Source organism: Bacillus cereus group sp. BfR-BA-01383 (assembly GCF_022663495.1).
Classification (GTDB): Bacteria; Bacillota; Bacilli; order Bacillales; family Bacillaceae_G; genus Bacillus_A; species Bacillus_A cereus_AU.
In genome coordinates, this window is the sequence record NZ_JAKUFP010000050.1 from 1 (window position 1) to 20,287 (window position 20,287).

Below are 20,287 nucleotides of genomic sequence, written 5' to 3' on the forward strand. Positions count from 1 at the left end.
TTCGCAACAGTTTTATAGCTCATGCCTTCTTTTAAGTATAAATCTATAGCTTTTTTCTTAAATTCTACATCGTAAGTGACTCTAATTTTCCTCATAGAAAAATCCCCTCCATAGTAAACAGGTTAATGTGCTTTCTTTTTCCTGTCTACTATAAGGGGATCATATCAAAAAAGATAGCCTCTATTTTAAGCTCTTTGATCCGCCACAATATGAATATCGATATACTTCGTTTCTCTCATAATTTCATTTACAATAGAACCTTTTCGAATTTCTTCCCATCTTGTTCTCGCCGATTGCCCAAGTAAAATTTGCGTTACTTGTAGTCTTTTCGCGACTTCAATAATAACATCTGCTGGCTTTCTTCCTTTCGCTTCTTCTAATACAAAGCTCGCATCAAATTGATTCGTCAGCGATTTCCACTCTTCAATTGTTTGCTTTTTTCCTACTGAAAGAGAATCTATATTTTCTCTTTCAACGTTTAACACATACAATTCAGCGTTTAATCGATCCGCCATGCGCCAACCTCTCCGTATTAATTTCTCCGCTGTTGAACTGTATTGCACACAAACGAGAATTTTTTCTTTCACACCGATTGGCTCTATTACTGTTTGACTAATTTTCTCATCCATATCATCTGCAACTTCACGAAGCGATAATTCCCTAAGTGCTCCTAAATTATTAAGCGTAAAGAAGTTTTGTAAGCTTTGTTGAATTTTTTCTTCCTTATATATTTTTCCATCTATTAATCTCTTCCTTAATACCTCGGGCGTTGCATCAACGAGTTGAATTTCATTTGCTTTTTGCAAAATAAAATCCGGAATTCGTTCTCGTACTTTTACATTCGTAATTTGAGCTACAATGTCATGAACACTTTCTAAATGTTGAATATTAAATGCTGATAATACAGATATACCCGCATCTAACAATTCCTGCACATCCATATAACGCTTCTTATTTTTAGACCCAGGAATATTACTATGCGCAAGTTCATCCACAACAACGATTTGTGGTGCCCGCTTTATAATTCCTTCCACATCAAGCTCATAAAATACTTTCCCTTTATAATCTATTTCTTTTAAAGGAATCTTCTCTAAATCAGCAATTGCTTCTTCTGTCTCGATTCTCCCATGTGTTTCAATTAAACCAATCACAATATCCATACCATCTTTTTTCATCTCTCTTGCATCAAAGAGCATTTTATAACTTTTTCCTACGCCTGGTGCAGCCCCTACATATAGCTTTAACTTTCCGCGATTTTGCTGACGAATATATTCTAAATATTCCTCTGGTGTTCGCCTTTGAAACGTTGGTTTATAGTCATCCGCATACAAAAAACTCACAACCTTTCTTTCAAAACAACGCTACCTCAATCCGTTAGATTGAGGTAGTACTATTACTATTTCATTAATTTCTGTAATTCTAAATTTAACTTTAAGACGTTTACGCGATCTTCTCCAAATAAACCGAATGCAGCGCCTTCTGTTTGCTCCTTAATCAACTGATCTAGTGTTTCTTTCGGAATATTCGTTAATTTTGAGATGCGATCTACCTGCACAGAAGCCGCCTTCGGACTAATATCAGGATCAAGCCCTGAACCTGAATTCGTCACTAAATCTATTGGTACTTCTGTAACTGGAACAGTTGGATTTTGTTTCTTCCAGTCTTCAATACTTTTCTCAACTCGTTTTGCTAAATCTGGATTAGACGGTGCATAGTTATTTGAACCAGATGCTTCTGCTTTATATTCTATACTAGAGACACGTCCATGAAAATAACGTGGATTTGTGAAATTTTGACCGATTAATTTTGAACCAACTACTTCATCTTTATCATTATATATAAGACTTCCATCCGCATTATCCTTCATTACTGCTTGCGCAATACCAGTTACAATAAGCGGATATACAAGGCCGCACAAAACTAAAAATGTAAAAGTAATGCGGATAATTGGTGATAGTATACTTTGCTTCTTCGCCATCTTTTTCCCCTCTCCCTTATATGAACAAGCCGACAATCATATCAATTACTTTAATTCCAATAAACGGAACGATAACTCCGCCAAGCCCATAAATGAGTAAGTTTCTGCTAAGCAATGCATTAGAGCTCATCGGTTTATATGCAATACCTTTCATCGCTAACGGAATGAGTAACGGAATAATAACAGCATTAAATATTAGCGCTGATAAAATCGCTGAAAGCGGTGATGTTAATTTCATAATGTTTAAAGCTTCCATCTGCGGAATCGCAAGTGTAAACATCGCTGGAATGATTGCAAAATATTTCGCGATATCATTCGCAATACTAAACGTCGTTAACGCACCGCGCGTCATTAACAATTGCTTACCGATTCCTACAACTTCAATAATTTTTGTTGGGTTCGAGTCTAAATCAATCATATTTGCTGCTTCTTTCGCAGCTGTTGTCCCGCTATTCATCGCTAATCCAACGTCAGCCTGTGCTAATGCCGGAGCATCATTTGTACCATCACCTGTCATCGCTACAAGCTTCCCTTTATCTTGCTCTGCTTTAATAACCGCAATTTTATCTTCTGGTTTACACTCAGCAACGAATTCATCTACCCCTGCTTCTTTTGCAATCGTTGCTGCTGTTAACGGATTATCACCTGTACACATAACCGTTTTAATCCCCATTTGGCGCAATTGTTCAAAGCGTTCACACATACCAGGTTTTACTGTATCCTTTAAATAGATTAAACCGTAAATACGATCGTCTACTGCAACTACAAGTGGTGTTCCGCCCTCTTTTGAAATTAAATCTGCTTTTTGATTCACATCTTTCGGAATCGTTCCGCCTTGTGATTGAACCCATTCAATAACGGCACCGACAGCACCCTTTCTCACTTTCGTTCCGTCTTTTAAATCAACACCACTCATTCTCGTTTCTGCTTTAAACGGAACAAACTCACCTTTTTCTGCAAGTTCTCTATTATACGATATAGATTTCACTTGCACATACTCAATAACAGATCGCCCTTCTGGTGTTTCATCTAAAACAGAACTAATCGCAGCCCATTTTCCTACTTGCTCAATCGTTTCATTTCCTACAGGTAATAGCGTATGAGCCATTCGGTTACCGAAAGTAATCGTACCCGTTTTATCTAAAATAATTGTATTAATATCACCTGCAGCTTCTACTGCTTTACCTGACATTGCTAATACATTAAACTTCGTCACACGGTCCATCCCGGCAATACCAATCGCTGATAATAAACCACCAATTGTCGTTGGAATTAAACAAACTAACAACGCTACAAGTACAGCTGTATCAATTTGAAATCCTAAATAATTTGTAAAAATCGGTAACGTCACAACAACAATTAAGAAAATAAGCGTTAAACTCGTTAATACTGTATTTAAAGCAATTTCATTCGGCGTTTTTTGGCGGGCAGCTCCTTCTACTAAAGAAATCATTTTATCAATAAATGATTCACCAGGGTTACTCGTAATTACAATCGTAATCTCATCACTTACGACCATCGTTCCGCCTGTTACTGAGCAAAAATCACCGCCCGCTTCTTTTATTACAGGAGCTGATTCTCCTGTAATTGCAGATTCATCTACAGACGCTAACCCTTTAATAACTTCACCATCATTCGGAATCATTTCTCCTTGTTTTACAATAACAACGTCACCTTTTCTTAGATCAGTTGCTGGAACTTGAACAATGTCTCCATTTTCTTTTACAACATTTGCAAACACATCTTTCTTCGATTGTTTCAAAGAATCGGCTTGTGCTTTACCACGACCTTCAGCTAACGCTTCTGCAAAGTTAGCAAATAAAACTGTAAATAATAGAATGAGAGAAACTGTTATATTAAACCATCCTGGTACACTACTAGAACTACTTGGAAGAAAGGATAAAATTAACGTAATGATAAACCCAATTTCCACAACGAACATAATCGGATTCTTTATCATGACTTTCGGATTCAATTTCGCAAAGGATTGTTTCATCGCATGTTTTACGATATCACGATCCATCGTTTTCGCTTGTCTAACCTCATCTTCTACAACATGTATTTGTGACTGATTTACTTGTTTTTCTTTTACTACTACCGGTCTCATCATTTACCCTCCATTACTTCAATGTAAGAAATTCTGCAATTGGGCCAAGTACTAACATCGGGAAGAATGTTAACGCTCCAACAATTACAATCGTTCCGATGAAAATCCCTCCAAACAAACCATTATCTGTACGGAACGTTCCAACTGTTTCTGGTACAACCGTCTTCTCTTTCAATGAAGCTGCAACAGCTAGCATCGTAATCAAACTGAAATAGCGCCCTAAAAACATAACTAAACCAGTCGTAATATTCCAAAACGGTGTATTATCTGCTAATCCTTCAAATCCAGATCCGTTATTCGCAGCTGACGATGTGTATTCATATACAACTTGCGTTAAACCGTGAAAACCTGAATGAGAAATGGCATCTGTCCCTAAACTTGTTGAAAGAGCTAATGCCGAAAATCCTAAAATAAGCAATGGATGAAATAAAATCGTTACCGCAATTAATTTCATTTCCTTACCTTCAATCTTTTTACCTAAAAACTCTGGTGTCCTTCCAACCATTAACCCCGATATAAAGACTGCAATAATTGCATACATAATAATGTTAATAAAGCCCGCTCCAACACCGCCGTATACTGTATTCAACATCATATTTACAAGTGGAACTAAACCGCCAATTGGTGTTAGCGTATCATGCATCGTATTAACGGCCCCCGTTTCAGCAGCTGTCGTTACTGTTGCGTATAGTGAAGAAAATACTGTTCCAAATCGTACTTCTTTCCCTTCCGTACTTCCTTGTACATGTTCGATACCCATTCCATTTAAAGCTGGATTCCCATTTAATTCCGATGTAGTAATCGTTATAAACCCTAGTAAAAACACCATAAATAGTGAAACGAAAAGGATACGTCCTTGCTTTTTATTCCCTACCATTCGCCCGTACGTAAATGGAAGTGCTGTTGGTAATAACATCATAAGCATCATTTGCAAAATATTGCTCATTTGTCCTGGGTTTTCGAAAGGATGTGTAGAATTTGCCCCGAAAAATCCACCGCCGTTATTTCCAAGTTCCTTAATGGAAACGAATGATGCAACAGGCCCACGTAATATACTTTGCTTTGCACCTTCAATCGTATGTGCTGTAACTGCTCCGTCTAACGTTTGTGGTACACCAAGTGCAACAAATACTAACGCCGCAACAAACGCAATTGGGAGAAAAACTCTCGTTAACGCTCTCGTAAAATCAACGAAGAAGTTACCAAGTTCTTTTCCAGCGAGTCCTCTTATAAATGCCATAACAATCGCTAACGTCGTCGCTGGTGCTGCAAACATTAAAAACGTAATCCCAATTAATTGCGATAAATAAGATAAACCATTTTCACCGCTGTAATGCTGTAAGTTTGTATCAGCCATAAAACTAATTGCTGTATTAAAAGCGAGCGTAGGCTCCATTCCTTCAATGTGTGCTGGATTTAATGGCAATACACCTTGTAATCTAAAAATGAAATATACAACGACAATCATAAATCCATTTAATAAAACTAATGATAGTGCGTACTGTTTCCACGTTTGATTGTATGCTTTCACGCCCGTAATTTTAAAAATAAGTTTTTCAAAAGGCCCGAATACTTTATCTAGTGTTTTGCTACCTTGAAAGGCTTTCTCTAAATAAATCCCCGTCGGCTTTGCTACTAAAATAAACAAGAGCATTGTAATAACGACTGCAACCCAAATCATAATGAATGATTCCCCCTAATTAAAACTTCTCTGGATTTAATAATGCATATACTAAATACACCGTAATCGCTGCGACAATAACTGATAAGACAATCATCATGATTGCTTTCCTTCCTTCACAACTTTATCTGACCAACTTGCAAGACTCGCCATCGATGCAACTAATAGAATAAAAGTCCCGATCATTACAACATCTAACATAGCTATCCCTCACTTCATTTTTGTTAAAATTTACCATCTAGTTATCAAAAAAAGAACACTAAGCTCTACTTAGTGTTCTAAACGAACAACACAAAGTAAACCTCCTCTCTAAACGCTTACGAGGTTAGCTGTCGGATTCGGGCCTAAAGAGTAGCCCTACTTTCAAAATTGAAAGATTCACCCCAAGTGACGATGCACAAAATTGGTTCCCCCGCTCCATTTCTGGAACTCAGCGATTTTAGGTTTTTTTTGGAAATTTCATGAATGATTTATGAGAGTAAATATACTCCTCTCTATTTCACTTGTAAAGAGCTAAATTACCTAAAATAAGAAAATATTTTATCGTTTAAACGCTTACATTGAGTGTTATTAATATTTTTTCATCTGTTTTCTTGTCTTTTCTTTCTTTTTCGTAGAAATTATCTTTTTAATATGAAAAAGAAGAGCGAATGTATATAAGCGCCCACCTTAGGTCCACTTAACATTCGCTCTCTTTTTCTTTCAAGATTTATTCTCCTCGTAAAAAAGCACGTAAATTTCTCCCTCGAATATACACTTGTGTCAATTCGGCATGTAACTGCTCATATTCGGTAATATCCGCCTCTAAATACAAAACATCTTTTGATGGTAATATAATATATGGCCCTGGAAAAAGAGGATCAATCTGGATCAATTTTTCAACTCTCTCTATCGATACCGCCCAACGATTCGCTATATCTCCTAGTAACAACACCTTCATATTCACTCTCCTCCGCCCTATTCAAAAAATAAAAAAGAAATGTTATCACAATTCGTAAACACGACAAATTTAGCTCCAATCGTTTCATAGAGCCTCGCTGGATATCGTTTATTTCTTGTAACAACAGTAATAGGCGCTTGGAAAGAAAAGCGAATACGTTCTGCGAAGAAGCTAACTATTGGAAGCTCATCCCCTAGCAAAATCACCTTCTTAATCCGCTCACAAATACTAGTGAAGTCCTGCTCCTTATTACAGCTATAAGCTGATTCGAATCCATAATCCCTAACCTCAGCTGCTATCTTTTCATTTGCTGTAAAAATAATTAACTCATGCTGAAATGCTACGAGCTCTCTTAAACTCTTTATCTTGTTCTCTTCTCCAACACAAATAAGTGTTAGTTCCATGTACCTCATCCTCCTTAGCATAAAAGAACTCAAACGTAGATTGATATTCCCCTATACTAATCGGACCGATGAAGTGATGTATCCATCATGGCACCGTCCTCTCTCAAGACGCTTACGAAGTTAGCTGTCGGATTCGGACTTTGAGAGTAGCCCTACTTTCAAAATTGAAAGATTCACCCCTAGTGACACTGCACAAATTGGTTCCTCCGCTCCATACATTTGGACTCAGCGTATTACAAAAAATGTATTCTGGCTGATATATTACTCCTGTATTTTGAAAAAGTAAACAAAAAAAGCCAGTTATAAAACTGGCCTTTCCATTCTTTATGCTTGTGCCTTATTCAATTTATACGCAAAATGATTCGTCGGTCCATGACCACTGCCAATATTCAACGGCTCTTCAATTGCTATACTAATAAATTGTTTTGCCTCTTGAACCGCCTCCTCAATCGAGTACCCTTTCGCAAGTCCAGCTGTAACTGCTGAAGCAAATGTACAACCGCTTCCGTGCGTTTGTTTCGAAGGAATTCGCTCGCTTCTAAACTCAATAAACTCTTCTCCATCAAAGAGTAAATCAATTACTTCATTACCTTGATATTCTGCATGTCCGCCCTTCATAAGCACATATTTAGCACCTAATTCATGCAATACTTTCGCAGCCTTCTTACTATCTTCAACGTTATGAATCTCCATCCCAGTTAACACTTCTGCCTCTGGAACATTCGGTGTTACAACAGTTGCTACTGGTAATAAGTATTCTTTTAATGCCTCTACTGCTTCTTGTTGTAATAATGAAGCACCGCCCTTAGCAATCATAACAGGGTCTAGCACAATATTATTCCAGCCAAATTTCTTAATCTGCTCTGCCACAATTTGAATAATTTCACTGCTAAATAACATTCCTAGTTTCACAGCATCTGGTGTTAAATCCGTACCAATTGAATTCAGCTGTTCCGTAATACCTTCTAACGAAACAGGATATACCCCTTGCACACCAAGCGTGTTTTGAGCAGTAATTGCCGTAATAGCTGTCATTCCGTACACACCAAGCTCTTGGAATGTTTTTAAATCTGCTTGAATTCCAGCACCACCGCCGCTATCAGATCCTGCAATTGTTAAAGCTTTATTCACTTTCATCCCACTCATCCTTTTTTATCCAAAATAGCGATGATAAATTGTTTTCGCTTCACTTATATCTTTCGTTCCATGCACAAGTACACGGCCATCTTTGAACGCAACTAATCTCTTTTCTTCAACAGAAAATGATAGTAAATATGGATTTACATTCAAATCATTCACTCGATCATTCAGCAATTTTTTATATTGTTCAAAATCCAGTTCCTCTTTATGAGGTGGTCTAATTTGAACTGTATTTCTCCCGCATAACACGGCGGTCTTTGAAGTGTTTTCTTTACTTAAATACGGATATAGTGCATTCTCCCCGCACGAAGGACAGTTATGTTTACGAAGCTTTTGCACATTCATACATGAATATTCATTCTTCCATACATCAAACGACACAAGTCCATCTCGAAGCGATTCATAGTCTTCTACTAACAGTTTCAGAGCTTCCGTTACTTGATGAGAAACGACAAGAGATACAGCAGGCGATATAATACCCGCTGTATCACATGTCGCTCCGCCGAGCGGAATCGATTGTAATAAACAAGATAAACATGGCGTTTTACTAGGAAGAATTGTGTACGATAGGCCGTAACTTCCTACACATGCTCCGTAAATCCATGGAATAGAATGTTTTTGTGCTATATCATTCACAATAAAACGTGTTTCGAAATTATCAGTCGCATCAATGATTACATCAACATTTGTAACGAGTTCCTCTAGCTCTTCAGCTGTTACATCTTGAACGAGAGCTTCTACTCTTACTTCACTATTAATCTCGTCTAGACGTTTTTTTGCCGCCACAGCCTTCGGAAGATTATTCTCTACATCACTCTCTGCATACAATTGCTGCCTTTGTAAATTACTCCAATCTACATAATCGCGGTCAACAATTGTCACCTTACCAACACCAGCTCTTACAAACATCTCTGCATTTGCACTACCTAATGCACCCGCACCGATAATAAGTACATGCTTTTTTCCTAGCTTTTGTTGCCCCTCTTCTCCAATTGGAGAAAATAGTTCTTGGCGAGAATATCGATTATTCAACTACGCTCATTCCTTCTAAAGGGCTACTTGCTGTTGCACAACGCTTGCGTGCAATACGACCCGCTTCAAAACCTATGCGCCCTGCCTCAATACCTAATTTCATTGCGTATGCCATCTTAATAGGATCTTTCGCACCAGACACTGCTGTATTTAATAACACACCATCTGCTCCTAATTCCATCGCAAATGCTGCATCAGCTGGGCTACCAATACCTGCATCAACGATAACCGGTACTGTCGCTTGTTCAATAATGAAGCTTAAATTTAATGGATTTACAATACCAAGTCCTGATCCGATTGGGGATGCTCCTGGCATAATCGCATGCACGCCAAGTTCTTGTAGTTTACGTGCTAATACAACATCATCAGATGTGTACGGAAGAACGATAAATCCTTCTTCCAGTAGCATTTCAGATGCTTTTAATGTTTCCACTGGATCCGGTAATAACGTTCTATCATCGCCAATTACTTCTACTTTTATCATGTCACAAAGCCCCGACGCTTTTGCTAATTTTGCAATACGAACAGCTTCTTCAGCGTTTTTTGCCCCTGCTGTATTTGGTAATAACGTATATTTTTTCACATCAAGTTTCTCTAATAAATTAGGCTGTTTTGCATCAAATATATCCATACGACGTACTGCGAACGTTAAAATTTCAGCTTCAGAAACGTCAATTGCTTTTTGCTGTACATCAAAATCAGAGAACTTCCCTGTTCCTAATAAAAGTCTAGAATGAAATGAAAATGGTCCAATGTTTAACATAATCAACCGCCTCCTACGAAAGTTACAATCTCAATTTGGTCTCCATCAAAAACAGATGTATCTCTATGATCATCTTTTTGTAAAATATCTTTATTTCGCTCTACTACAACAATTCTGTTATCTAACTCTAAATGTGTAAGTAGCTCAGCTACTGTTTTCACACTCGCTGGCACTTCAACTTGGTTACCATTAATTTTTAAATTCAAACTTCCATCCCCTTTCTAAACCGTTTTAGAAAGCAATGAATCTAGCAAGTGATTTTTCTGCTTTCCTTCTATTAAATCAGCCATATACTGACCAGAAACAGGACTTAATAAAATACCGTTTCGATAATGGCCCGTGCAAGCATATAAACCGTTTATTTCTTCATGCTCTCCCATATAAGGAGCTTCATGATTTGATTGCGGTCTTAATCCTGCCCATGTACTTTCCCACTCTGCTTCTTTTAAGGCCGGCAATATTGTATAAGCACGCTCTAATATAGAAGTAATACTTTCTGGTTGTACAGATTTATTAAACGTATGAGGCTTCATCGTTGCCCCAATTACGTAACGGCCACCACGTTTTGGGGTAATATAAAACCGTTCTTGGAAAATAGGAGCTTTCAAAAGAGGTTTCTTGCTTCTTACTGCAACAACCTCCCCCTTAACAGGATATGTACCCCAATCACTTTGAAAATAATGTAGCAATTTCGTACTCCATGATCCTCCAGCGATAACGACTTTTTCGCATGTGATTACACCTTCGCTTGTCACAATTCCAGTCACTTTATTATTTTCAATACGAATATCAAATACTTCTGTCTGCTCATATATATCAGCACCAGAAATTGCTGCGGAATGTGCGAGTGCCTTCGTAAGCTCTGGTGCAATAACGTGACCATCTTTCGGATAATATACCGCTCCGATAATTGATTCGGATAGAAACGGCTCTTTTTCTCGCAAATGGTCTCCCGTTAGAAAATAGGAATCTTCACCTGTTTTCTGCTGCCAATCCATAATGTGAAGAATTCTCTCTTTCTCATCCTCATTTTGAGCGATGCGATATATCCCTTTTTCCTCATAGCCAATATCAATACCCGTCTTTTCACGTAAAACTGCTGCAAGTTGTGGAAATATAGCACGGCTTTCTCTAGCAAGTTCAAATAGCGGGTCATACGCATCCCATTCTGCCTGAACACCAAGTAAACCAGCAGCAGCTTTCGAAGCTTCCGATGCAATTCTCTGCTTCTCTATAATTGCTACTTTATATCCTCTTTCTGCTAGAAAATGTGCAACTGAACTACCAATTACACCACCGCCAATAATCGCTACATCATACTTCTCACACATGTTTTCCCGCCCACTTTCTTATTGATTCCTTATAAGATTTCGCTCTGCTATACGGGTTACTACTACTTACAATTCCAGACATAACAGCAATTCCACTTACTTCACTGGCAAGAACATCCCTTGTATTTTCAGGAGTAACCCCTCCAATAGCTATAATCGGTATCGATAAGCTCTTTGCAATGTCCGAAATTTCCTCTAACCCTCTCGCTGGCACACCTTTTTTGCACTCTGTTGGGAATACATGACCATAAATGAGCGAGTCAGCCCCACTCTTAAAAGCCTCTATCGCTTCTTCTAAAGAATGGACGGAATAACCAACATGCAAATACGAAAACTTTTCTTTCACTGACCTTACATCTGTACTTCGATATCCTAGCTGCACACGCGGGATATTTAATAAAATAGCAATATCAATTCGGTCATTTATAACAAGTTTAGATGCTGGAAAGCCTTTTTTTAAAAGACTTTCCACACCTTCATATAATTCCTTCGTACTTTTCTCACGCTCACGAATATGCAAATAATCAATCTCACTCTCAATTTGCATCGCTACATTCACTAACTCTTCGAATGGCATGTGACCATTTGAGATTACATGGAGCTCATTTTTCATATTCATTCGCCTACTTTAAAATGTTTTCGAATAGTTCATCGGCTGGAACGATTTCTTTCGTCATCCCTTTTTCTTTCAACCATTTATTTTGTTTCTCCCATGACTCTTTTGAATCTGATAAGAATGGCTCATCTTTCGTTTCCATCTTCTCTAATAAAATTTTCATACTTTCCTTCTCAACTTCTGGTACAAGTGGGAAGTTTTCTTTTTCTTGATGATCTAATAAAATATTTAATGCTTCATCAGGGTTTTTCTTCATAAAGTCATACCCTTTTTTCGCCCCACGTAAAAAGGCTTGCAGCGCTTCTTTATCTTTTTTCAACGTTTTATCACCTGTTACAAACACAAGTTCATGATAGTTCGGTACTCCGTAATCAGCTGGATTAAAGTACGCTGGTTCATGGCCTTCATGACGCATAACAGGTACTTCATGGTTAATGTATGCCCCTGTTACAGCATCCACTTTTTTCGTAATTAATGCTGGCACTAAATCAAACCCAACATCAACTACTTTCACCGTATCAGGATTACCACCATCTTCTTTTATCATCGTTTTTAAATACGCTTCACTTAAAGGTGTTCCAGAGTAACCTACTGTTTTGCCTTCTAAATCTTTCGGTGATTGAATGCCTGCTGATTTCAGCGATACGACATGATTTAACGGTGAACGTACGACAGCTCCAATTGATTTCACTGGAATTTGTTCATTTGCTCTGGCCATAACAACATCTGGCTGATAATATAGACCAACTGTCACTTTCCCTGCTGCAGCTAACGTTAATGGATCAGTCGGATTAGAAGGGAATTTAATATTTACCTTTACTCCTTCTTCTTTAAAGTAGCCTTTTTCAATTGCGGCATAAATAAAGCTATGCACCGCATTTGGATACCAATCAAGCATGACCGTTATTTCTTTCTCTTTTTTACTCTTATCTGATGCTGAATTACTTGAGCACCCTGCAATCATTGCAACTAATAATGTAAACACAAAGATGCGTTTTAAAAATTTCATGAATGCTTCCTCCAACTAATGAATTTCTTCTCTAACATAGAAATAAGTATGACGAAAAAAATAGCTAATAATGATAGCAATACAATTGGTGCAAATACACCCGCACCATCTAACTGGGTCATCATCCTTTTACTGAAATATCCAAGCCCAGCTTGTGCACCGAGCCATTCTCCAATTGCTGCCCCAATCACACTAAGCGGAACTGCAATTTTTAATGCTGAGAAAAAGTACGGAAGAGCAGAGGGCAACTTTAGCTTAAGAAAAACATCTTTTTTCGTTGCCCCATATGTAACTAAGAGCTCCTCCCACTCTTTCTTCGTACTACGCAGTCCATCATACGTATTGACTGCAATAGGGAAAAACGTAATTAAAACGGTAACAACAACCTTACTCCAGATTGTGTATCCAAACCATAAAACGAAGAGCGGGGCAAGCGCAGTAATTGGAATCGTTTGTGAGGCAACTAATAATGGATAAAATGCTCTTTCCATCCATGTACTCGCATTCATTAACATTGCTAGCCCTACGCCTAATACGACAGAAATAACAACACCTATTAAAACGACGTATAATGTTGCCGGTAAATGAACCGTAAATAATATATCTTTTAGTTTCCATATCTTCATTACAATTGCAGACGGTGACGGTAAAATGTACATCTCATCTACAATTCTTGCTCCGATTTCCCACATAACGAGTAAAATACTAGAAAGGGTAATGGCAGGAACTAATTCTTTCAATCGGTTCATCATACAAGTACCTGCCTTTGTAACATACTAAGAATCTCATCTTTCAGCGCTAACACGTCCGGTTTATATAAATCCTTTCGTGTTCGATTATGATCAAGCGGCACAATCCGCTCAGTCAATGTCGTTATCGGCTGCTTCTCCACTACTAAAATTCGATTCGAAAGGAAGAGCGCTTCTTCAACATCATGAGTGATAAATAAAATTGTTTTTTCCCACTCTTTCCATTGTTCAAACAACCATTCTTGCAAAGATGCCTTCGTTAAAGCATCCAATGCGCTAAACGGTTCATCTAACAATAATATCTCCCCGCCTGTTAATAAAGTTCGGATAAAAGATACGCGTTGTCTCATACCACCAGATAAATCTTTCGGATATTTTTTCTCGTACCCTTGTAAACCAAATTTATGTAACAGTTCTTTCGCTTTTACTTGCGCTTCTTTCTTCTGCACACCTTGGCACTCTAGCGGTAAAGCCGCATTCTCAATAATCGTCCTCCACGGCAAGAGCATATCTTTTTGGGGCATATACCCTACAGGATGACTCTTTGTTTCTGTCAGCTCTATCTGTCCAGTACTTGCCTCTTCTAAGCCCGTAATAAGGCGAAATAAAGTGCTTTTCCCGCAACCACTTGGTCCGATAATACTTACAAATTCTTTCTCTTGTATAGAAGCATTTAATTCATTGATGATTGGTTTCTCATCATAATGAAAAGAAACATTATGAAACTGTAGTATGTTCTTGCTCCTCAAAACCCCACATCTCCTTACGATAAGCCATATCCCAGAATAAATATTCAAATCGGCTGGAATATAAGAAAATCTCCTCTAATCGGTCTAGCTCTTTCTCTGGTTTTCCAACTGCCATTTCATTTAATAAATCTATTAACCAAATACAAAGGTTACCGTATTCTTCAGAACTATATCCTTGAATCCACTCTCCAAAGAACTCATGATCTCTCGCTCCAGGAATATCATTTAAACGCTTTCCAATCTCCCAATAACTCCACATACACGGAAGAAGTGCCGCTATTAATTCTGCAAGTGTGCCATTTTGAGATACAGACATCATGTAATTTGTATAGGCTAAATTTTTAGCAGATGGTTTCGCAGATTCCATCTCTTGTGCAGAAATACCAAGTCTTTTTGCATATTGTTTATGAATCGTCATTTCACCATTTAATATTCCATCAATTTGTTCAGCAAACTTTCCCATTACTTGTGGATTCGTTGCTTTTACAACACCAATCGCATATAGCTTTGCATAATCTAACAAATATAAATAATCTTGAATAATATAGTACTGGAATTTGTCTTTTTCCAACGTACCATCCCCCATACCTACTACAAACGGATGATTATGACTCATCTCCCAAACAGGTTGCACAGTTTCTAATAATCTATCGCAAAACTTCATTTCTATTTCCCCTTTCAATATGTGTATCTAAATAAAAAACCACTTCTCTATATAAGAAGTGGTTACAGCAAATAAAAGGATAATTTATTCGTTGTTCCACTTCCCTTCGCTAGTATTACCTAGATCAGGTCTGTAAGGGTTAAGGATTATTCCTCTCTCAGCACATCAAGCACCCCTAGTGGTTTCAATATGAAATTTTCAAATAAAAAAGCCCCGTTTCTATACGCAAAGAAACGGGGACTCATTGTTAGTGTCCGAAGTGCTTCCCTACGCTAGCATAATCTAGATCAGGTAATAAAAAGGATCAAAGGCTTACGGCCCACTCTCAGCTGGCAACACCAGCTCTCCTAGCAAACTATAAAATTATCACTGTCAGTATAACACCGTAATAAGACATCATCAACTGTTTTAATTTTCTTAATTGTCAATGAAATAATTGAACTATACAATAATTATATTCCATTTTAGAAAATAACATCCTAATGAATTGGATAAAAAGGAATCATTATACTCAAAAAATTTATTTTTATATTGATTTCATATTACATTTATGTGAATACACCCCCTATATTATATATTTATACTATAATAAAATTACAACTATACAACTAGAGGAGGTCTCTATTATATGAATATGAAAGCTACTGCTCTAACAGCAACTACTGTCGCAATTGCTTCTTTACTACCTTCTATGGGAGAAACAAATATACAAAAAGCAAATGCTGAACAATTATCTAATGTTAAAACTGGATATGTCAAAGTCGATCAAGCAGCTTTACATAAAGAAGACAATACAAATAGCACATCTATTGATAAAATCCGCTTTAATACGAAAGTGAATATACTTGAAACAACGAATGATTGGTATAAAGTATCTGTTAATAATAAAGTAGGTTACGTACAAAAAGATGCTATTCTACTAAAAAACAAACTTCAATCTAATAATCAATACATCGTCAATGCTAATGCATTAAACCTTCGCTCTGAACCTAATTTAGAATCTTCAATTTTAGATGTATTACCAAATGGTAAGTTTGTTACCATTCAAGGAGAGCAAGGTGACTGGTATAAGATTTTACATAATGGTCAAACAGGTTATGTACAAAAAGCATTCATATCTAATGGCTCACAGCCTTTAGTAAAAGGAATTACAGTTCAAAATAATACGAAGTACACAGTTGCAACACCAAAACTTAATGTACGTAGTAATGCTAGTACAAGTAGTACTCTACTTGGTTCATTACAAAATGGTACACAAGTGCAAGTAGTAGAAACTGTAGGAACTTGGTATAAAATTCGTTTTGGTACAGGATACGGATATGTGGCAAAACACTATGTAGTACAAAATCAAAATCAACCGCAATCACAAGCTAAAACAACTCAATCTTCAGCAATTCCAGCAGTTTTCAAATTCCCTACTCAAGGAAGAGTTAGCTCAACCTTTGATATGCGTTGGGAACAAATGCATTATGGTATAGATATTGCAGCACAAGGTAACGTCTCTATTCAAGCTGCTGCTGCAGGTAAAGTTGTGAAATCTTATTATTCAGCTAGTTACGGTAATGTCGTCTTCATCGCCCATCAAATAAACGGGAAATTATATACAACCGTTTATGCTCATATGAAAGATCGTACTGTACAAGCTGGGGATCAAGTACAAACTGGGCAATTAGTAGGTCATATGGGAAACACAGGTCATTCATACGGACAACATCTCCATTTTGAATTACATAATGGGGAATGGAATTTTGAAAAAACTAATGCAGTAAATCCACTGCCATATTTAGTTAGGTAAATTGTATGCCACGCAATATACCTCTCTTAATTGAATACTTAGCCTTTTTAGGTTTAATCTGTTGTTTAATCATTTATAATACGAACACAGTATTTTTATCTATTATCATTGCTTTTGTTGCTTTAGAAATTATGATGGAATCATTTCAAGTGCAACTAAAACAAAAAATTGCCCATATTTATAATGCTATTTTTCTATTAAGTGCCCTTATAACAAATGTTATTAGTAATGGCTTTTATTTATCTACTGTACTTCCTGTATTCTTTATGGCTATTTTATTATTCATAGCTAGATACATTAATGTCCCTAATAACAAAAAACTTGAACAAGAAGCTTAGAAAGAGGAGACACTGTGTACCAATATTTCAAAGATAATCCAATGAAATATATATTGAATTTATATAAAAAAATGAATACTTTTTTTGGTATACAAGGAAGTTATACTGCACAACTTCTCCTTTATGGAATGTTATTTCTTATCTTAGTTACTTTCTCCTTGTTTTACTAACAAAAAAGGATCTCACATAAACTTGAGATCCTTTTTAATTTATATTAATTTTTTATATGAAAAATTACTGTTTATCCACAAGCATATTTTTCATAAATAAAACTAAGATTATATTTTTTCTCTAAGCTCATTCTTTGTTCATCGTCGCACCAATAAAAAAGAATATCATGAATCGTTGCATAACGCTTATTTTTAAGAAATAGTTTAAAGAATGATGGTAAACAATCATGTAATTGTATAAATATATAATTGCGTAGTATTTCTTCCTTGTATTCAATGCCCTTACAAATATACAGTAATTCTTCACAATAATATGCATGCTGTGGAACTTGGATCATTTCGAAAAATGGTACATAAGAAAGTAACTTTCCGATAAAATGACCATAACGATCCATTACCCCTATCGTCATATGTTCCATCATTTCTTTCATTACATATAAATAATCATCTACATGCGTTGTCTTTAATGGGTCTAATCGATCTGAAATTTGAGAAAGTACAGCTCTTTGACAAGCTAAAACTACTTGACTCGGTCCATAATATGATAGAAAGTCTGTACACTTGCGATACTTTCGTAATAAGTCATGTGTATATAAATCATACACAAAAGTATTACAATACATCGCTAGACTCATCATATCACTATTTAACTGCTCTTTTGACAGTAGCTTTGCTCTCTTACACATATAAAAGAACGTAAATTCCAATACTTCTTTATGGGATAATAAATGTTTACAATCTTTTATACATTTTTCATTAAATTTAACTCTATCCCAAATTTCTACATCCTTATCTGTTAATTCACCAATACGATATTTAATAATTAAGTAGTTCAAAGCAACCGCTTGCGTCAAAAGATCCCATTTTTCATATTCCAATGAAGTTTGGACAAATTCATCTAGCCCTTGCGCTATCATAAAAGTGTTTGCCTCTTCGTACCAACCAATCTCTTGGCATAAACGAAGGATACGTACTAAAGTTGGAATTTCATCTTTATGAAACTGCGGTAAATTCTTTACTTTATTCATACCATATACGATAAATGCCGCTACATTTTCTTCTTTATAAAATTCTTTTTCTTTCCACACTAATATAGTTCGCTCTTTCCCTTCACCTTTCGGGTGACAAGGTACAAGCAAAGAAAATAATGCAGCGAAATTATTTGGTTCTATATATGTATCTGTAACCAAATTCCAATTTGGATCGCCCTGTACAGCCCTCATATAATTCCCCTTCCCTTTTTATCCCGCTATTTGCGGTCAGTAAGACTCCCACCTCAAAATTCAGCGAATGCGCGGAAGTTAGATCGGAGATAAAACTGCCCGTAAAAGCCCGATTGGTTCAACTAATAATCATTGGGGGATGGACAAAACTCCCACTAATTAAAGTTTCACTTTATCTACATTGGAAATATTAACTCATTATTACATCATTAACAATGAATATTGTTATATTCAAAACTTTCATAATACTTATATCTATCAGTATATCATTTTTTCTCTTAATAAAAATTAGGAATGACAAATGTTAAAAAACTGTCGAAAATATTAACTGTATACTTATTATATAATGCCCTAGATACATCACGCTAACATATCAATTTAATCCATATATACTAGAGTAATGTATCTGAACTTTATACATAATTTATATCTCTATTAGTAGCTATTAAAATTCCCACTAATTTAATTTTTAATTTATTCCGTATGCTCCGAGATTTCGCTTAAAGCAACTCCAGCTTGATCATCTGCTGATTCTCTTATAGCTAAATCACCTAGTGCTAGCATCCCAACTAGTTGACCACTCTCAACTACTGGCAATCGTCTAATTTGATACTGTGCCATTAATTCTGTAGCTTTTTCAATAGAATCATCTGGAGAAACTGAAACAATGTTTGTTGTCATTACATTTGTAATTTTATTTGATCCAGGATGTTTTTCAGCAATCCCTCGAACAACTAAATCTCGATCAGTAACAAGCCCAACAACTTGTTCATTTTCAACAACAGGAATCAATCCAATCGATTCTTCCTTCATTTTTACAGCAGCCTCATATACATTGTCTAATGGTGTACAATGTACAATATGAGTACTCATAAGTTCTCGAACTCGTGTCATTTTTTATCTCCTCCTTTTAATACATACCATAGCTTTTCCTAAATCCCTTTATTTATTTCAGAAAAATAAGGTGATAAAAGAGGATTATACACAATAAAAAAGAGTCAGCAATATGCTGACTCTTTTTTTATGACCCGTACGGGATTCGAACCCGTGTTACCGCCGTGAAAGGGCGGTGTCTTAACCACTTGACCAACGGGCCATGGCTCCGCAGGTAGGACTCGAACCTACGACCGATCGGTTAACAGCCGATAGCTCTACCACTGAGCTACTGCGGAATATATATGGTGGGCCTAAATGGACTCGAACCATCGACCTCACGCTTATCAGGCGTGCGCTCTAACCAGCTGAGCTATAGGCCCATATACTTTTACAGGGGCAGTAGGAATCGAACCCACACTGGAGGTTTTGGAGACCTCAGTTCTACCTTTAAACTATGCCCCTAAAGGATGCCGGCTAGAGGACTTGAACCCCCAACCTACTGATTACAAGTCAGTTGCTCTACCAATTGAGCTAAGCCGGCATAAAAAAATGGTGGCTCGGGACGGAATCGAACCGCCGACACGAGGATTTTCAGTCCTCTGCTCTACCGACTGAGCTACCGAGCCAACATAAATGGCGGTCCCGACCGGGGTCGAACCGGCGATCTCCTGCGTGACAGGCAGGCATGTTAACCACTACACCACGGGACCATTTGGTTGCGG

22 protein-coding genes, 7 tRNA genes and 4 riboswitches are annotated in these 20,287 nt (G+C 36.9%); of the genes, 2 read left to right on the forward strand and 27 right to left on the reverse strand.

Annotated features, from left to right (window positions below):
• Positions 1–185 precede the first annotated feature (185 nt).
• From kdpDN to tenA, 18 genes are all read right to left on the reverse strand, one after another.
• Positions 186–1,340, reverse strand: coding sequence for a KdpD-like non-kinase potassium sensor (gene kdpDN / locus MR065_RS25100; protein WP_242215448.1), 1,155 nt, complete (start codon positions 1,338–1,340; stop codon positions 186–188).
• 56 nt (positions 1,341–1,396) lie between these two features.
• Complete coding sequence (gene kdpC / locus MR065_RS25105) at positions 1,397–1,978, reverse strand: K(+)-transporting ATPase subunit C (RefSeq protein WP_242215450.1); 582 nt, start codon at positions 1,976–1,978, stop codon at positions 1,397–1,399.
• 16 nt (positions 1,979–1,994) lie between these two features.
• Positions 1,995–4,085 (reverse strand): potassium-transporting ATPase subunit KdpB, encoded by a 2,091-nt coding sequence (kdpB, locus tag MR065_RS25110; RefSeq protein ID WP_242215451.1) that lies wholly within the window; start codon positions 4,083–4,085, stop codon positions 1,995–1,997.
• Positions 4,086–4,098: 13 nt separating this feature from the next.
• Complete coding sequence (gene kdpA / locus MR065_RS25115) at positions 4,099–5,766, reverse strand: potassium-transporting ATPase subunit KdpA (protein WP_242215452.1); 1,668 nt, start codon at positions 5,764–5,766, stop codon at positions 4,099–4,101.
• A gap of 19 nt (positions 5,767–5,785) precedes the next feature.
• Positions 5,786–5,866, reverse strand: coding sequence for a K(+)-transporting ATPase subunit F (gene kdpF / locus MR065_RS25120; RefSeq protein WP_000973728.1), 81 nt, complete (start codon positions 5,864–5,866; stop codon positions 5,786–5,788).
• Complete coding sequence (locus MR065_RS25125; RefSeq protein WP_098252362.1) at positions 5,863–5,967, reverse strand: SipW-dependent-type signal peptide-containing protein; 105 nt, start codon at positions 5,965–5,967, stop codon at positions 5,863–5,865. The genes kdpF and MR065_RS25125 overlap by 4 nt, the downstream gene beginning before the upstream one ends.
• A 99-nt stretch (positions 5,968–6,066) precedes the next feature.
• Positions 6,067–6,212, reverse strand: a riboswitch (cyclic di-AMP (ydaO/yuaA leader).
• A 263-nt stretch (positions 6,213–6,475) separates the two neighbouring features.
• A complete protein-coding gene (locus MR065_RS25130; RefSeq protein WP_098539573.1) occupies positions 6,476–6,706 on the reverse strand; it encodes a hypothetical protein in 231 nt (76 codons plus the stop codon).
• 17 nt (positions 6,707–6,723) lie between these two features.
• Positions 6,724–7,110, reverse strand: a complete 387-nt coding sequence (locus MR065_RS25135; protein ID WP_242215453.1) for a hypothetical protein — start codon at positions 7,108–7,110, stop codon at positions 6,724–6,726.
• A gap of 93 nt (positions 7,111–7,203) precedes the next feature.
• A riboswitch (cyclic di-AMP (ydaO/yuaA leader) is annotated at positions 7,204–7,351 on the reverse strand.
• Positions 7,352–7,434: 83 nt separating this feature from the next.
• Positions 7,435–8,256 carry a bifunctional hydroxymethylpyrimidine kinase/phosphomethylpyrimidine kinase gene (thiD, locus tag MR065_RS25140; RefSeq protein ID WP_242215454.1) on the reverse strand — a complete coding sequence of 274 codons (822 nt, stop codon included), beginning with the start codon at positions 8,254–8,256 and terminating at the stop codon, positions 7,435–7,437.
• Between the two features lie 6 nt (positions 8,257–8,262).
• Entirely contained in the window at positions 8,263–9,282 is a 1,020-nt protein-coding gene (gene thiF, locus MR065_RS25145) for a thiazole biosynthesis adenylyltransferase ThiF (protein ID WP_242215455.1), read from the reverse strand.
• Positions 9,275–10,045: a thiazole synthase gene (thiG, locus tag MR065_RS25150; RefSeq protein WP_002201724.1), complete on the reverse strand. Its 771-nt coding sequence runs from the start codon at positions 10,043–10,045 to the stop codon at positions 9,275–9,277. Before thiG ends, thiF begins: the two co-directional genes overlap by 8 nt.
• A gap of 2 nt (positions 10,046–10,047) precedes the next feature.
• Complete coding sequence (gene thiS, locus MR065_RS25155) at positions 10,048–10,251, reverse strand: sulfur carrier protein ThiS (RefSeq protein WP_001049514.1); 204 nt, start codon at positions 10,249–10,251, stop codon at positions 10,048–10,050.
• Positions 10,252–10,266: 15 nt separating this feature from the next.
• Complete coding sequence (thiO, locus tag MR065_RS25160) at positions 10,267–11,376, reverse strand: glycine oxidase ThiO (protein ID WP_242215456.1); 1,110 nt, start codon at positions 11,374–11,376, stop codon at positions 10,267–10,269.
• A complete protein-coding gene (tenI, locus tag MR065_RS25165; protein WP_242215458.1) occupies positions 11,369–11,989 on the reverse strand; it encodes a thiazole tautomerase TenI in 621 nt (206 codons plus the stop codon). Before tenI ends, thiO begins: the two co-directional genes overlap by 8 nt.
• A 10-nt stretch (positions 11,990–11,999) precedes the next feature.
• Positions 12,000–13,001: an ABC transporter substrate-binding protein gene (locus MR065_RS25170; protein WP_242215460.1), complete on the reverse strand. Its 1,002-nt coding sequence runs from the start codon at positions 12,999–13,001 to the stop codon at positions 12,000–12,002.
• The gene (locus MR065_RS25175) at positions 12,998–13,750 is read right to left on the reverse strand and encodes an ABC transporter permease (protein WP_088232483.1); all 753 of its coding nucleotides are present in this window, start codon (positions 13,748–13,750) and stop codon (positions 12,998–13,000) included. The genes MR065_RS25170 and MR065_RS25175 overlap by 4 nt, the downstream gene beginning before the upstream one ends.
• Positions 13,750–14,499, reverse strand: a complete 750-nt coding sequence (locus MR065_RS25180; RefSeq protein ID WP_242215461.1) for an ABC transporter ATP-binding protein — start codon at positions 14,497–14,499, stop codon at positions 13,750–13,752. Before MR065_RS25180 ends, MR065_RS25175 begins: the two co-directional genes overlap by 1 nt.
• On the reverse strand, positions 14,468–15,163 hold the full coding sequence (gene tenA / locus MR065_RS25185) for a thiaminase II (RefSeq protein ID WP_242215463.1): 696 nt from the start codon (positions 15,161–15,163) through the stop codon (positions 14,468–14,470). The genes MR065_RS25180 and tenA overlap by 32 nt, the downstream gene beginning before the upstream one ends.
• A gap of 84 nt (positions 15,164–15,247) precedes the next feature.
• Positions 15,248–15,350: riboswitch (TPP riboswitch) on the reverse strand.
• A gap of 60 nt (positions 15,351–15,410) precedes the next feature.
• A riboswitch (TPP riboswitch) is annotated at positions 15,411–15,522 on the reverse strand.
• A gap of 269 nt (positions 15,523–15,791) precedes the next feature.
• On the opposite strand from tenA, the gene MR065_RS25190 reads away from it, so the two are divergent.
• Positions 15,792–16,958: an SH3 domain-containing protein gene (locus MR065_RS25190; RefSeq protein WP_242215464.1), complete on the forward strand. Its 1,167-nt coding sequence runs from the start codon at positions 15,792–15,794 to the stop codon at positions 16,956–16,958.
• A gap of 5 nt (positions 16,959–16,963) precedes the next feature.
• A complete protein-coding gene (locus tag MR065_RS25195; protein WP_242215466.1) occupies positions 16,964–17,296 on the forward strand; it encodes a hypothetical protein in 333 nt (110 codons plus the stop codon).
• Between the two features lie 241 nt (positions 17,297–17,537).
• Here MR065_RS25195 and MR065_RS25200 read toward each other — a convergent pair whose 3' ends face one another.
• The 9 genes from MR065_RS25200 to MR065_RS25240 form a co-directional block, all read right to left on the reverse strand.
• On the reverse strand, positions 17,538–18,689 hold the full coding sequence (locus MR065_RS25200; RefSeq protein WP_242215467.1) for a DUF3965 domain-containing protein: 1,152 nt from the start codon (positions 18,687–18,689) through the stop codon (positions 17,538–17,540).
• 474 nt (positions 18,690–19,163) lie between these two features.
• Positions 19,164–19,583, reverse strand: a complete 420-nt coding sequence (locus MR065_RS25205; protein WP_242215468.1) for a CBS domain-containing protein — start codon at positions 19,581–19,583, stop codon at positions 19,164–19,166.
• Between the two features lie 130 nt (positions 19,584–19,713).
• A tRNA-Glu gene (locus MR065_RS25210) sits at positions 19,714–19,785 on the reverse strand.
• A 1-nt stretch (position 19,786) separates the two neighbouring features.
• A tRNA-Asn gene (locus tag MR065_RS25215) sits at positions 19,787–19,861 on the reverse strand.
• A 7-nt stretch (positions 19,862–19,868) separates the two neighbouring features.
• Positions 19,869–19,945, reverse strand: a tRNA-Ile gene (locus tag MR065_RS25220).
• An 11-nt stretch (positions 19,946–19,956) separates the two neighbouring features.
• A tRNA-Trp gene (locus tag MR065_RS25225) sits at positions 19,957–20,027 on the reverse strand.
• A 6-nt stretch (positions 20,028–20,033) separates the two neighbouring features.
• A tRNA-Thr gene (locus MR065_RS25230) sits at positions 20,034–20,106 on the reverse strand.
• Between the two features lie 9 nt (positions 20,107–20,115).
• A tRNA-Phe gene (locus tag MR065_RS25235) sits at positions 20,116–20,191 on the reverse strand.
• Positions 20,192–20,199: 8 nt separating this feature from the next.
• Positions 20,200–20,275, reverse strand: a tRNA-Asp gene (locus tag MR065_RS25240).
• Positions 20,276–20,287 lie beyond the last annotated feature (12 nt).

What these genes read in the sequence shown, in the direction of transcription:
- kdpC (WP_242215450.1), bottom strand. Translation starts at nt 1,978, where the DNA reads ATGGCGAAGAAGCAAAGTATACTATCACCAATTATCCGCATTACTTTT.
- kdpB (WP_242215451.1), bottom strand. Translation starts at nt 4,085, where the DNA reads ATGAGACCGGTAGTAGTAAAAGAAAAACAAGTAAATCAGTCACAAATA.
- kdpA (WP_242215452.1), bottom strand. Translation starts at nt 5,766, where the DNA reads ATGATTTGGGTTGCAGTCGTTATTACAATGCTCTTGTTTATTTTAGTA.
- kdpF (WP_000973728.1), bottom strand. Translation starts at nt 5,866, where the DNA reads ATGATGATTGTCTTATCAGTTATTGTCGCAGCGATTACGGTGTATTTA.
- MR065_RS25125 (WP_098252362.1), bottom strand. Translation starts at nt 5,967, where the DNA reads ATGTTAGATGTTGTAATGATCGGGACTTTTATTCTATTAGTTGCATCG.
- MR065_RS25130 (WP_098539573.1), bottom strand. Translation starts at nt 6,706, where the DNA reads ATGAAGGTGTTGTTACTAGGAGATATAGCGAATCGTTGGGCGGTATCG.
- MR065_RS25135 (WP_242215453.1), bottom strand. Translation starts at nt 7,110, where the DNA reads ATGGAACTAACACTTATTTGTGTTGGAGAAGAGAACAAGATAAAGAGT.
- thiD (WP_242215454.1), bottom strand. Translation starts at nt 8,256, where the DNA reads ATGAGTGGGATGAAAGTGAATAAAGCTTTAACAATTGCAGGATCTGAT.
- thiG (WP_002201724.1), bottom strand. Translation starts at nt 10,045, where the DNA reads ATGTTAAACATTGGACCATTTTCATTTCATTCTAGACTTTTATTAGGA.
- thiO (WP_242215456.1), bottom strand. Translation starts at nt 11,376, where the DNA reads ATGTGTGAGAAGTATGATGTAGCGATTATTGGCGGTGGTGTAATTGGT.
- tenI (WP_242215458.1), bottom strand. Translation starts at nt 11,989, where the DNA reads ATGAAAAATGAGCTCCATGTAATCTCAAATGGTCACATGCCATTCGAA.
- MR065_RS25170 (WP_242215460.1), bottom strand. Translation starts at nt 13,001, where the DNA reads ATGAAATTTTTAAAACGCATCTTTGTGTTTACATTATTAGTTGCAATG.
- MR065_RS25175 (WP_088232483.1), bottom strand. Translation starts at nt 13,750, where the DNA reads ATGAACCGATTGAAAGAATTAGTTCCTGCCATTACCCTTTCTAGTATT.
- tenA (WP_242215463.1), bottom strand. Translation starts at nt 15,163, where the DNA reads ATGAAGTTTTGCGATAGATTATTAGAAACTGTGCAACCTGTTTGGGAG.
- MR065_RS25190 (WP_242215464.1), top strand. Translation starts at nt 15,792, where the DNA reads ATGAATATGAAAGCTACTGCTCTAACAGCAACTACTGTCGCAATTGCT.
- MR065_RS25195 (WP_242215466.1), top strand. Translation starts at nt 16,964, where the DNA reads ATGCCACGCAATATACCTCTCTTAATTGAATACTTAGCCTTTTTAGGT.
- MR065_RS25200 (WP_242215467.1), bottom strand. Translation starts at nt 18,689, where the DNA reads ATGAGGGCTGTACAGGGCGATCCAAATTGGAATTTGGTTACAGATACA.
- MR065_RS25205 (WP_242215468.1), bottom strand. Translation starts at nt 19,583, where the DNA reads ATGACACGAGTTCGAGAACTTATGAGTACTCATATTGTACATTGTACA.